The organism is Halomarinibacterium sedimenti, from assembly GCF_019312585.1.
GTDB classification, from domain to species: Bacteria; Bacteroidota; Bacteroidia; order Flavobacteriales; family Flavobacteriaceae; genus Halomarinibacterium; species Halomarinibacterium sedimenti.
This window is the reverse complement of record NZ_JAHWDP010000005.1, coordinates 161,139-173,345: the sequence shown is the minus strand read 5'-3', so window position 1 is coordinate 173,345 and position 12,207 is coordinate 161,139. Positions and strand designations below refer to the sequence as shown.

The following is a 12,207-nucleotide window of genomic DNA, read 5'->3' as shown; positions in this document are numbered from 1 at the left end:
TGGTTTAAGGTATTCCTCATTAAAGTAATGTTAAAGAAATTTTTCGGAAGGTAACTTCACTCACTCATATACAGTGTTCCCTCAAAACCTGTTTTAATCTTTAATTCTGAAACCTACTTTCGGAAAGAATTTTAAAACACGTAAAAATGAAATGCCCAGCACTTGATTTTATGAACCCATTGAAGATGTTTTTTAAGGGCATTCCATCTTCAACTTTATTAAATATTATATACAGATGAAAACTAAATTAATTTTTTTAGCCCTTCCCATATTTGCTCTGGGATTTTGGCTTTCGTTACATGATTCAAATTCGAAATATTCCGAAACAAAAAGAATCTTAGAGCCTATGGATGGCTGTGTCTTTATGAATGTAATGGGAGAACAATCTTCCCAAGACTTTAATGTTTTTATGACCGATGAAAACTTGACCTTAAGCGTTCGTGACGGACTAGCTTGGTTAAGTGATGCCCAATTACCTTCGGGTGGATATGGTGCAGGTACGCATGCTGCACAAAATGTGATGGATCCACATGCGGTAAAGGCAGATCCAGCAACGACAGCTATGGTGGCTCAGGCTTTTTTAAGGAGTGAAGTCACGTTGCAAGGCGACAAATATTCTAAAAACCTCAAGGATGCCATCAATTATTTATTAGAAACCGTCGAGAATACTCCTAAAAATGCAGAATTTATCACTGATGTTCGTGGTACTCAAATTCAAACAAAATTAGGGCAGAATATCGACGCCGTTTTAACTGCTCAATTGTTATCTAATCTTTTGGACAGAGATTTAAAAGGGATTGACGAAAAAAGAGTAGCTCGATGCTTAGATATCTGTGTGGCAAAAATTGAAGCTTGTACCGATGCTTCAGGAAAACAAACAGGAGCTGGTTGGGCAGGGGTTCTGCAAAGCGGATTAGCGATGAGTGCGTTGGAATCTGCAGATGCTGTAGGAGCTAAAGTGGATAAAAAAGTGTTGGAGCGTTCTAAAAACTACCAAAAAGGGAATTATGATGCTGATAGTGGAAACATTAAAACCGAAGATGGTGCCGGGATTATGTTATATTCCATTAGCAATAGCGTTCGCGCTAGTGCAAAAGAAGCGAGAGAAGTAGAAGAAGCCATAAACAGGGCTAAGAAAGAAGGAAAGCTACCTAAAAATGCACCTGTTACTGTAGATAACCTTCGAAAAATAGGCTATGCCGAAAGCGAAGCGATGGAGTATAATACATCTTATAATGTCTATCAATCTGGAAAAGATGCCGCACAACGTGAAGACGTATTAAATGGGTTTGGAAATAATGGCGGAGAAGAATTTTTAAGCTTTTTGCAGACAGGAGAATCTTTGGTGGTGAATAGAGATAAGGATTGGAAAAAATGGTATACCGATATGAGTGGTCGTATTTTAAAAATCCAAAATCCGGACGGGAGTTGGAATGGACATCACTGTATCACAAGCCCAGTATTTTGTACCGCCACTAGTCTATTATTGTTAACAGTAGAAAATGATATTGACTTTTTGAGTAAAGTAGGAGAGTAAACCCTCGGGATTTATAAAAGAAGCTACACAATGTTTTGTGGGTGGCACCTTCCCTTGTATTTTTAAGGTGCAAATAGTTTAGGTTGGTTTAAACACCACCCAGAATGTCGGTAGCAGTATCGACCCCCTTATGCCAAATAGGAGGATTTTTGGGTGGTGTTTTCTTTTTAATTAAATGAATTTTAATTTTTCAAAAATTTAATTGCTTTAGTCTTCGAGTCAACTTTTAAAAAATAGGTTCCTGTAGAAAGAGTAGCAGTATTGATATAAGTTTTTTCATTATAAATAACACCAGTTTTCACTCGTTTACCATTAATATCTATAATTTCATAGGATCTATTCATAAAACCAGTGTGAACTTTTAATAGAGCTTCATCTCCCACAGGATTAGGAGAAATAGAAACTGAGTTTTCTGAAAAAATATCTTCAGTGTTCAATATACTATTTAATGCAACCACCCATACATCATTATCGTAACTATGATTTCCTGATACATCTCCGTCATTAGAATGTGTGAAGCCAGTTATCACATAATAGTCTTTTTCTATCTCAAGAATTTCTCTCCCTGTTTCCCATTCAGTACCACCTAAGCATTTTTGCCAATCTAAAGAGCCTTCAGAAGTAAGTTTAACTACCCATACATCATCTTCATCACTATGATTGCCAGTTACGTCACCTTCATTTGAGTCGGTAACTCCAGTAAAAATATATCCTCCATCCAAAGTTTGCACAATGGAGTATGCATATTCATAACCAAACCATCCACCAAAAGCACTTTCCCATTCTATTTCACCTAATTCAGATATTTTTAAAACCCATACATCACGGAGTCCATGATATCCTGAAACATCTCCATCACCAGACCACGTATCACCAGATAAAATATATCCTCCATCGAGGGTTTGCTTTATACACCTTGCGACATCAGACCCACTGCCTCCATAAGTTTTTTGCCATTCAATTTCTCCTAAATTAGTAAGCTTTACAACCCAAACATCCACATATCCATGATTTCCAGAGACGTCCCCATCATTCGATATGGTATCACCTGCTATTATATATCCACCATCTATGGATTGTAAAATTGAATATCCGTCTTCCCATTCTGATCCTCCTAAACATTTTTGCCATTCAATTTCTCCTAAATTAGATAATTTTACTACCCAAACATCATAGTGCCCATGGTTTCCAGAGACATCACCATCATTAGATTCTGTAATTCCCCCCATAATAAATCCACCATCTAAAGTTTCGTAAATTGAATAGGCTTTGTCTTCCCCAGAACCACCAAGGCATTTTTGCCATTCAATTTCTCCTGTTAAAGATAATTTTACTATCCAAGCATCAGACCCTCCATGATTTCCAGAGACATCGCCATCGTTGGAGTTTGTTTGCCCAGCAACAATATAACCTTCGTTACCTTCATTTGTTGATTGAATAATGGACCAACCTAACTCACCTCCACTACCTCCTAAACATTTTTGCCATTCTATGTTTCCGTCATTAGACAATTTAACTATCCATACATCAGCTCCACCATGATTACCCGTAACATCCCAATTATTGGAATTGGTGACACCTGTCAATATAAATCCATTGTCCAAAGTTTGATATATTGAAGAAGATCCATCGTCATCAGTACCTCCCATTGTATTTTGCCATAAAATGGAACGTTCTTGCGCCTGAATTTCATTCATAAATAAAAATGATATAATGAAAAAGATATAATACATAATACAGATATAGATTTATCTAAGTTAAAAAAAAACCCAATTTGGGTCTTTTATATTTTTGAACAATTAAATTTTTCAAGCTCTAAATAACTTCCACAAACAACCCATTCTCCGTTTTCTAAATATTGGCAAGTTTGTTTGCTGTAAGGGGTTGGATGGTTTTGTTATACCTTATGCTACTTTTGAGCATTTAGTTTCAAGAAGATAATTTTTTTTATTCTAATAAGTATTTCTTACTAAGCTTTTTTTGTTTCATCAATTCCCATTTAATAGTTCAATTTCTAAGATTAATGTAAATTCTATAAACCTTAAAATTAACTATCTTTTGAATTAGAATTGAAGAATAAACAAAGATTTTTCTACCTCTATCACAATAAAAAGTAAGCTTATTCTTACTCATCTTATATTTTATTCGACTAAATGCAGGATATATCGGTGCAAATCAATATATTGCCCTTGATATTATGTTATTTAATTAAATTATTGATACTATTTTTAACTCCCCGCTCTATGAAACTTAATGCTATTTTTGTTGCACTTTGTATTTTCAATTTTCTGAACCTTAAGTCACAAGTTGGTATTGGTACTACAACTCCAGATCCATCCTCATTACTAGAAATAACGTCCTCTAATAAAGGGATGCTTACTCCCAGAATGTCTACCATTCAAAGAAACGCAATAAATAGTCCAGCAGAAGGATTGTTAGTTTATGACACCGATTTAGATGCATTTTATTTTTACGATACAACAAATATGTCTTGGATTCAACTTGGTTCGACCACCAAAAGAGATAATTACGTACTCGTTAAAAGTGAATCTGATTTTCCAGCTCCGGTAGCTGGAGTTATTACTTTAGATACAAATGTATTATATGAGATTAATGGACTTATTACGCTTTCTTCATCAATTGACTTAAATGGGGCTTATCTTATTGGCCTAGATTCAAATGAGGATGTCCTATTATCAATTGGAGGTACTATATTTACAGGAAGCGCTGGCGGAAGCATTAGAAATGTCACTTTGACCGCTCCGGGTGGAGTTGTTTTTAATCTCAATAATATATCTGGCTCTGAAAATCTGGTCATGCAAAGTACTATTATTGCTAATTCTGGAAATATTGGAACCATACAAGGATATAATTTGGTTTTTATGAATATCATTCAGTTTTCTGGAAACACTACGGGTATAACCTATTCCAACGTCAATGACTTATTACTTAATAATCTTGGATGGTTTGGAAATAATGGAGGGGTCTATGAAACTTTTATTGGTGCGTTTTCATTAATCGAAAAAGTTAGTGGGTTTTCAAAAGTAATTGGGGCAGCAGCAGCTATGGATGTGACAGGAATTACTAGTATTTCAGAAGATGCCGTTCTGGAAAGTGTTGTATTTTCTGGTGGAGGCAATTACATAAATGGAAACTCACCCTATATAGGATATAATTTTACAAATGACTGGACGGTAAATTGCCCTGGTATCCCAGAAGAGACGGATAAAGTAGCTACGGGGTATATTTATTTTAACTCTGAAAATAATATCACTACAAACATTACTACTGATAATGTGCCAGTGAAAATGGAAGGAATCACTACAGCTGGAGAATTTTTCAGGATGGATGATGACGGTGGAACTAATAATCGAATTAAATACGTAGGAGATAAACCAAGAGCCTTTACGGTTACTTGTTCAGCAACGGTAGAAAGATCCAGTAATGGATCTCGAAATGTGTATTCACTTATAATTTTTAAAAATGGGAATTTAATTCCATCTATAATATCGGAACAAACATTCGAAAATGGTGTGAGTAAGGGTAATTTTAATTTATTAGGGGCACTTACTCTTGCTAGTAATGATTATATTGAAGTCTATGTATCTACAGATAATAAGAATATTGACCCAACTGTCAAGCGATTTAATTTAGTTATAAATTGAACCCTTCATTAGTGTAGCGTTTTATTTACTATCTAAATTATTAAGCGTTACTTAAAGTAATTTTACAATCAACACTTCCTCAATTTTTTCCACTTTGGCAAGTTTATTTGCGGTAAGATGTTTGATTGTTTTGTCCCACTTTTTGTTGCTTAATCCACTTTGGGCTTTCAATTCTTCTAGAGGTAATTTTTCAACTTTTTTAAGTGTTTCTAAGACCGCTTTTTCTTCCTCGTTTAATTCTACTTGAACTACTTTTTTCTCTGGACGCATTTGCGGGAAGAACAGTACTTCTTGTATGGAAGCATTATTTGTGAGGAACATTATCAATCGGTCCATCCCAATCCCCATTCCAGAGGTAGGAGGCATTCCGTATTCCAAAGCACGTAAAAAGTCGAAATCGATAAACTGTGTTGCTTCGTCATCTCCTTTTTCAGCAAGTTTCAATTGTGCTTCAAAACGTTCTCGTTGGTCGATGGGATCGTTTAATTCGCTATATGCATTGGCAATTTCTTTTCCGCAAACCATGAGTTCAAAACGTTCGGTCAATTCAGGGTTATCGCGATGCTCTTTACACAATGGGCTCATCTCCTTGGGGTAATCGGTAATAAACGTGGGTTGAATAAAATTACCTTCACACTTTTCACCAAAAATTTCATCAATGAGCTTTCCTTTCCCCATAGTATCATCAACAGGAACGCCTAAGTCTTTTGCTGCTTTTCTAATTTCAGCTTCGGTTTTACCCGTAATATCAAAACTTGTATATTTTTTAATGGCATCTGCCATCGTAATTCTTGGATAGGCCGCTTTAAAATCTATCTTGTGTTCACCGAAAGTAGCTTCGGTAGTGCCATTAACCTGTATGGCACAGTATTCTAATAATTCTTCACAAAATTCCATCATCCAATTGTAATCTTTGTATGAAACATAGATTTCCATGGCGGTAAACTCTGGATTATGGGTGCGATCCATTCCTTCGTTTCGGAAGTTTTTAGAAAATTCGTATACGCCATCAAATCCGCCCACAATCAACCTTTTCAGGTATAATTCGTTGGCAATTCGCATATACAAAGGAATATCCAGACTGTTGTGGTGTGTTACAAAAGGACGTGCTGCCGCACCACCAGGAATTGGTTGAAGGATAGGTGTTTCTACTTCAAAATATCCACGTTCATTAAAGAAATTTCGCATGGCGTTAAACAAGCGTGTGCGTTTTACGAACACTTCTTTTACATGCGGATTTACCACCAAATCTGCATACCGTTGACGATAGCGTTGTTCGGGATCGGTAAATGCATCGTGAACGTTTCCTTCGGCATCTACACGGGGTTGTGGTAGTGGCTTTAGCGCTTTTGAAAGTAGTGTAAAGTTTTTTACCATGACGGTTTTTTCACCTACTTGCGTAGTGAATAATTCGCCTTCAACTCCCACAAAATCACCAATGTCAAGTAACTTTTTATAGACATCGTTATAAAGTGTTTTGTCTTCTCCTTGGCAAATTTCATCACGATTAAAATAAACTTGAATACGACCTTGCGCATCCTGCAATTCTGCAAAAGAAGCTTTCCCTTGAATACGACGAGACATAAGCCTTCCAGCGATGGTTACCTTTTTTTCTTCTTCAAAATTTTGTTTAATCTGTTTTGAAGTGTGATTTACAGGATATAAAGCTGCAGGATACGGATTTATGCCTAACTCGCGTAATTGATTGAGTTTTTCTCTTCGGATGAGTTCTAGTTCAGAAAGTTGCATTGATAAACGATTTAAGCGGCAAAATTAACTATTATTCCGTTTATACCGAAGATTACTTTACTTATTATGTAGTTTTTTAAGCTCCTCGCGAGATGCTACATTCATTTTTTTGTAAAGATTATTTATATGTGTTTTAACGGTACTTACACTTACAAAAAGGCTGTCGGCAATTTCCTTATTGGTTTTGTCTTCTAGAATTAATTCCATGACGCGTTGTTCTTGTTTGGAAAGTGCTTCGGTACTTTTAGATGCTTTATTAAGTCGCCGCCATTTTCCTATAAAATAGAAATTTCCCAAAATGGATAATGCCGCAAAGACCCCAAGAAAGTATATCCACCAAGGGATGCTTTTATTTCCATTTACCACAAACTCATCTGCTTTCAACTCGGCTTCGTATTGTTTGGTATAGGGTGCTTCGGGATAATGTTCTTTTAATCGGGTTAGTAGATTTTCATAATAGGTGTTGGTTTTTACATCTTCCAAATAATACTCATGAAGGTCATTTGTGCGGTCACTTAAAAATGAATAGATGTATAATTCTGCTAGAGGTTCATTCAGTTTCTCCCCATAATTCTGAAGCGTTTTAAACCATTTTTTGGTGTTTAATGATCTATTGGCTTCACTTCTATAGGTTCCAAATGCAAACCGCATTTCATGTTTTAATGAATCTATTTTTAGAAACATTTGCGACTTGTCATTGTTGGAAACAATTCGGCAAAACATTTCATTATCAAAACTATAGGGAAAGGAAAGCGTATCGGTATTGTTTGCAATAAACAGAATTTCTTTGCTGTTGGCGCAGTGCCCCGTAAAATGATTTACCGTTTGTTCTTCATCGGTACAGGTATCCACATGAATACGATACATTCTATTTTGGGAAGGTAAATTGTTATCACTAAAACTGAAAAACCCTAAACTATCTGGGTTGGTCATTTTTAAAATTTGCTCCCCATAAACGCCAGAAATTTTTCGGTAATCATCAATCGTTGAAAGATATACCTTTCCTTCTTTTAGTTCGGTATTTACCTTGCCAGAAAAATGATACTGCCCATATGAGGCAGTAGAAATAAAAATGAATAAAACGATTAAAGTTGCTTTCATCAAAAACGAAGATAGCCAAATGGCACCTTGTAACAAAATCCTTCTTAAACGACTTATTGCTTGAATATTAATCTTAATTTTGTGTTATGAGTATATGGAGAGTATTACTTTCTATTTTGTTTCCCCCATTAGCAGTAATTGATAAAGGTTGTGGATCCATATTAATTGTATTAATTTTAACCATTTGTGGCTGGATTCCTGGGGTCATTGCTGCGCTAATTATTTTAAATAACCCAAAAAGATGAACATATTCAAAAAATTAATTGCGTTAGTTGTAATTACAATTGCATTAGTAAGTTGCCAATTTACCGAAACTTTAGTTTTAAACGAAGACGGAACTGGCACTATGGCCATAAGTATGGACCTTAGTGAAATGATGGCTTTTAGTGGCGAAATGGCACAGGATTCCACCTTTGTTAAACAAGACACGGTGGTTTCATTTAAAGACCTTTTAGAACAAAAAAAGGACAGTATTGCACAACTTCCTATGGCAGAGCAAAAAAGGCTGAAGGCTATGGAGAACTATAAAATGCGAATGGTTACCGATCCTGAAACTAATAAGATGGTCATTGATATTTTCACCGACTTTAAAAATATATCTGAAGCCAATGATTTAATGAAAGGATTTGAGCAATCTCAAAACGTAATTCCAGGAGCAAGTTCAAGTACTGAAGACGAAGAAAAGAAAGATGAACCAGATGTAATAGGGGTTTCTTATTCTTATGTAAAAGGAAAATTTAAACGCGATGCTTTTATTAAAGATAAAGCCGCTCACAAAACTCAGGTAGATAGTTTAAAAAATGCCGAGGCTTTTATGACTGGTATTACCTATAAAGTAAAATATACCTTCCCTAGAAAAATTAAAAAGTCATCTGTAGAGGATGCTACTTTTTCATTGGATGGAAAAACTCTAGAATTGCAGCGTAGTTTTGTCGAGTATATAAAGAATCCAGATATTTTGGATATTGAAGTTGAACTTGAAAAATAAAGATTGAACAAGTCTGTCGACATACAAGATTTAGGATTAAAAGACTACAAAGAAACTTGGGATTATCAAGAGCGGTTATTCAAAGAAATAATTGATATAAAAATCCGAAATAGGAGAGAAGAACTGTCTCTCAAAACACCTAATTACTTTCTTTTTGTGGAACACCCACATGTCTATACGCTTGGTAAAAGTGGAGACTTCGATAATTTGTTAATTGATGAAAATAAGTTAGCCGAAATTGATGCTACTTTTTATAAAATAAATCGTGGCGGAGATATTACCTATCATGGGCCTGGACAAATTGTGGGCTATCCTATTCTAGATTTAGAAAACTTCTTTACAGACATCCATAAATATCTTCGATTTTTGGAAGAAATGGTAATCCTTACTTTAGCTGAATATGGCTTAAAAGCCGAAAGAAGTAAAGGCGAAACTGGTGTTTGGCTGGATGTAGGAACACCATTTGCGCGCAAAATTTGTGCTATGGGCGTTCGCGCTAGCCGCTGGGTTACGATGCACGGATTTGCCCTAAATGTGAATGCTAATTTGGGGTATTTCGACCATATGATTCCCTGCGGAATTAAGGGAAAAGCTGTCACTTCTTTAAATGTGGAATTAGGAAAAACGGAAGTTTCTATGGAAGAAGTAAAAGAAAAACTACTCAAGCATTTTTCAGCATTATTTGAAGCGAAAGTAAAAAGGGAAACCCTTGCTAAGTCATAAGGACTTCCCTTGGTATACTATTATTTGCTATAAGCAGTTAATAAACTACTACTAGTCACCTTACCACTTTTATTATAATCCTCTTGTTTTACCATTCCTACACCTTCAGCTATCCATTGCTTGGCAGACCCCTTTTGATTCATACCCATTTTCATGTCTAAATTATAACTAATAACAAAGCAATTAAACGTCCCTGCAGGGGTAGTAACCTCTTCCTGACCAATTACTTTTCTATCTTTCATAGTTACATTCATATTCATATTTATACCACCCATATTTATAGCCATATCCATATTTGCATCGGGTAATTCTTGGCCAACCCTTATATCATTTGGTATTTGAAGATCAGTTCCTGTAACTTCATAATCCATTTCTCCAAATTGTTCAAATATCTGAGGACTCATAAGTGATTTAAAATCAATTGAAACAATGTTACCCGTGCAGCTAATGTTATAATTACTCGTTGCAATAAGTTTTCCTTTATCATCCTTAACAACTGCTTCTATAGTAGCCGTTTCAGTGCCTTGAGATTCAGAAACACCAAGTACTTTATTGTCAACTGTAGCAGCTACTTTACCTTTTCGGTCATAGCTTGTTATTTGAATGGTAGTGCCATCTTCCAAGGGGTAAAATTTGCTGCAATTTTGAGCATTAGTATAACCTATAGATAGAAAAGAAATTAACAGAATTAATACATTTTTTTTCATAATTTAAATTTTTTACAAGGGTTATTTAATGGGAACCACAAGTATTTCTACACGACGGTTCCTTTGTTTATTCTCTGGGGTGTCATTGGGTGCGATGGGCTGATTTTCTCCAAATCCTTTAACTTCAAAAGTATAGTTTGTTGAAGAGAGTTTGCTTTTTAGAAAAGCGGAAACTTCTTTTGCTCTATTTTCTGAAAGCATTTTATTGCTAGTAGGATTTCCCATATTATCTGTATGTCCTTCTACAATAATATGTCCTTTATGATATTCTTTAATGGCTGTCACAAGTTTATTCAGTTCAGATGAAGCACTTTCTTTCAACTGAAATTTTCCAGTATCAAAAAGCACCGCACTATCCAGATTTAAACGCAATGCCCCTCCTATGGCTGCTACAGCATCTACATCCGCACCTGGTAATTGGCTTGGTGTGTCCAAATCGGTAAGCCGAACATACGTGTATGTTTCGTTTGGTTTCACAAAGTCTTTTATATCGACCATTGCAGTTCCTCCTTTTATTTGCCCTACGTTAATCCAATGCTTACCATCTTTCGAAATTTCCAAATTAGTGGGTTCAATTGCACCCATCTCAAACACATAAAGATCGGGACCATTTACATCTACAATAGCATTATTTGTAAACTCTAATGTGAGTTGGCCTTTAATACCAATATTGCAAATTCGTGGGTCGCCATCGGGAAAATCAATATCATCCATATCGGGTATTCCCAAGGCACCTTGGGTATTTGAACCCGCAGGTTCACCTAACTCATGGCTTATAATGTTATCTGCAAAGGATAATTCTCCTAGTGGTAAATAAATAAACTTATTTCGAGAATCTCTATAGGTGTTTCCCGTGGTAGTAGCTTCCCCATACCAACCAGGGTTGTTTTTGTAAAATTCTTTTCGCGCTTTTTCGGAAGCTTTGATCACATCACCAGAAAAAATAATCATATCGTTTTTTCTACTGGTCATCATCGCCTTAAATTTTGAAGAGGCTTGCCCGCTATTTAAATAGGCTTCTATGGTTTGGGGTAATGGCTGTTTTGCGATGGTTCGTGCTTCTATTTCGGTTCTTATTTTTTGTTTAGACGGGAGTGGTCTAAGTAAATCCAATTCTTTCGGTGTAATTTCGAAATAGGTAGCTATTATTTTGTTGGCTTCTTCTTTGGAAGCCGTTTCCAGTTGTTTCAATGATTCTCTTTTGTCGCGATTACCCCAAAGAGAATATCTGGTAATATTTTCTTCAATAAATGAATTGTCTGTAGTACCTAATAATTTTCTAAGGCTAGCTGTTTTTGCTTCAGCTTCAAGTTGCGCTTCTGTTTTAATCGAGTTTTTCTCTCTAATTTTTTTGGTGTATTTGTCAAGTTGATTTTTCCTAAAATTGGAATCAGATTTATTAGTGCTATTCCCATTTTTCATTTCTTGAATTTTCTCCATATATTCTTTAAACTGGTTTGCATCAATAGCCCCTGTTTTTAATAAATCTTCGTAGGTTTTTTTTAAAGTTTCGGTGTCAGTTGCTTTGTTTCCTTCAAGTACAGGAATATTTTTATTTTCGGAGGGAACAGTATCTTTTTTGGTTTCATTTTTACACGAAATAAAAAGTAAGGAAAGTGCAATAAGCGCAATAATCCTTAGATAATCTGTTTTCATATTGTAATCCTCAATTTACTAATAATGAGGATTATAAAAGTAGTATTTTCTTTAATGTAAAATATAGAGAGGGCTTAGTTT

10 protein-coding genes are annotated in these 12,207 nt (G+C 35.4%); 5 read left to right on the top strand and 5 right to left on the bottom strand.

Annotation, left to right across the window (positions count from 1 at the left end; genetic code table 11):
- The first annotated feature begins 235 nt into the window (after positions 1–235).
- Positions 236–1,537, top strand: coding sequence for a prenyltransferase/squalene oxidase repeat-containing protein (locus KXJ69_RS11935; RefSeq protein WP_219053345.1), 1,302 nt, complete (start codon positions 236–238; stop codon positions 1,535–1,537).
- A 182-nt stretch (positions 1,538–1,719) separates the two neighbouring features.
- On the opposite strand, the gene KXJ69_RS11930 is transcribed toward KXJ69_RS11935, so the two are convergent.
- Positions 1,720–3,234, bottom strand: coding sequence for a T9SS type A sorting domain-containing protein (locus KXJ69_RS11930; protein WP_219053344.1), 1,515 nt, complete (start codon positions 3,232–3,234; stop codon positions 1,720–1,722).
- Positions 3,235–3,780: 546 nt separating this feature from the next.
- On the opposite strand from KXJ69_RS11930, the gene KXJ69_RS11925 reads away from it, so the two are divergent.
- Entirely contained in the window at positions 3,781–5,202 is a 1,422-nt protein-coding gene (locus tag KXJ69_RS11925; RefSeq protein ID WP_219053343.1) for a phage tail-like protein, read from the top strand.
- A 51-nt stretch (positions 5,203–5,253) separates the two neighbouring features.
- On the opposite strand, the gene lysS is transcribed toward KXJ69_RS11925, so the two are convergent.
- Both lysS and KXJ69_RS11915 read right to left on the bottom strand, forming a co-directional pair.
- Positions 5,254–6,951 carry a lysine--tRNA ligase gene (gene lysS, locus KXJ69_RS11920; protein ID WP_219053342.1) on the bottom strand — a complete coding sequence of 566 codons (1,698 nt, stop codon included), beginning with the start codon at positions 6,949–6,951 and terminating at the stop codon, positions 5,254–5,256.
- Positions 6,952–7,008: 57 nt separating this feature from the next.
- Entirely contained in the window at positions 7,009–8,052 is a 1,044-nt protein-coding gene (locus KXJ69_RS11915) for a helix-turn-helix domain-containing protein (RefSeq protein ID WP_219053341.1), read from the bottom strand.
- 86 nt (positions 8,053–8,138) lie between these two features.
- Here KXJ69_RS11915 and KXJ69_RS11910 point away from each other — a divergent pair, with 86 nt between their 5' ends.
- Genes KXJ69_RS11910 through lipB form a run of 3 tightly spaced genes read left to right on the top strand, consistent with a single transcriptional unit; the run spans position 8,139 to position 9,763 of the window.
- Positions 8,139–8,297, top strand: a complete 159-nt coding sequence (locus KXJ69_RS11910) for a YqaE/Pmp3 family membrane protein (RefSeq protein WP_219053340.1) — start codon at positions 8,139–8,141, stop codon at positions 8,295–8,297.
- Positions 8,294–9,040 carry a hypothetical protein gene (locus KXJ69_RS11905; RefSeq protein WP_219053339.1) on the top strand — a complete coding sequence of 249 codons (747 nt, stop codon included), beginning with the start codon at positions 8,294–8,296 and terminating at the stop codon, positions 9,038–9,040. The genes KXJ69_RS11910 and KXJ69_RS11905 overlap by 4 nt, the downstream gene beginning before the upstream one ends.
- Positions 9,041–9,043: 3 nt before the next feature.
- On the top strand, positions 9,044–9,763 hold the full coding sequence (gene lipB / locus KXJ69_RS11900) for a lipoyl(octanoyl) transferase LipB (protein WP_219053338.1): 720 nt from the start codon (positions 9,044–9,046) through the stop codon (positions 9,761–9,763).
- 20 nt (positions 9,764–9,783) lie between these two features.
- On the opposite strand, the gene KXJ69_RS11895 is transcribed toward lipB, so the two are convergent.
- A complete protein-coding gene (locus tag KXJ69_RS11895) occupies positions 9,784–10,470 on the bottom strand; it encodes a TapB family protein (RefSeq protein WP_219053337.1) in 687 nt (228 codons plus the stop codon).
- 21 nt (positions 10,471–10,491) lie between these two features.
- Positions 10,492–12,126, bottom strand: coding sequence for an OmpA family protein (locus KXJ69_RS11890; RefSeq protein ID WP_219053336.1), 1,635 nt, complete (start codon positions 12,124–12,126; stop codon positions 10,492–10,494).
- Positions 12,127–12,207: the final 81 nt, after the last annotated feature.

Coding starts and splice junctions, on each gene's coding strand:
- KXJ69_RS11910 (WP_219053340.1), top strand. CDS start 8,139: ATGAGTATATGGAGAGTATTACTTTCTATTTTGTTTCCCCCATTAGCA.
- KXJ69_RS11930 (WP_219053344.1), bottom strand. CDS start 3,234: ATGAATGAAATTCAGGCGCAAGAACGTTCCATTTTATGGCAAAATACA.
- KXJ69_RS11925 (WP_219053343.1), top strand. CDS start 3,781: ATGAAACTTAATGCTATTTTTGTTGCACTTTGTATTTTCAATTTTCTG.
- lysS (WP_219053342.1), bottom strand. CDS start 6,951: ATGCAACTTTCTGAACTAGAACTCATCCGAAGAGAAAAACTCAATCAA.
- KXJ69_RS11935 (WP_219053345.1), top strand. CDS start 236: ATGAAAACTAAATTAATTTTTTTAGCCCTTCCCATATTTGCTCTGGGA.
- KXJ69_RS11895 (WP_219053337.1), bottom strand. CDS start 10,470: ATGAAAAAAAATGTATTAATTCTGTTAATTTCTTTTCTATCTATAGGT.
- KXJ69_RS11915 (WP_219053341.1), bottom strand. CDS start 8,052: ATGAAAGCAACTTTAATCGTTTTATTCATTTTTATTTCTACTGCCTCA.
- KXJ69_RS11905 (WP_219053339.1), top strand. CDS start 8,294: ATGAACATATTCAAAAAATTAATTGCGTTAGTTGTAATTACAATTGCA.
- KXJ69_RS11890 (WP_219053336.1), bottom strand. CDS start 12,126: ATGAAAACAGATTATCTAAGGATTATTGCGCTTATTGCACTTTCCTTA.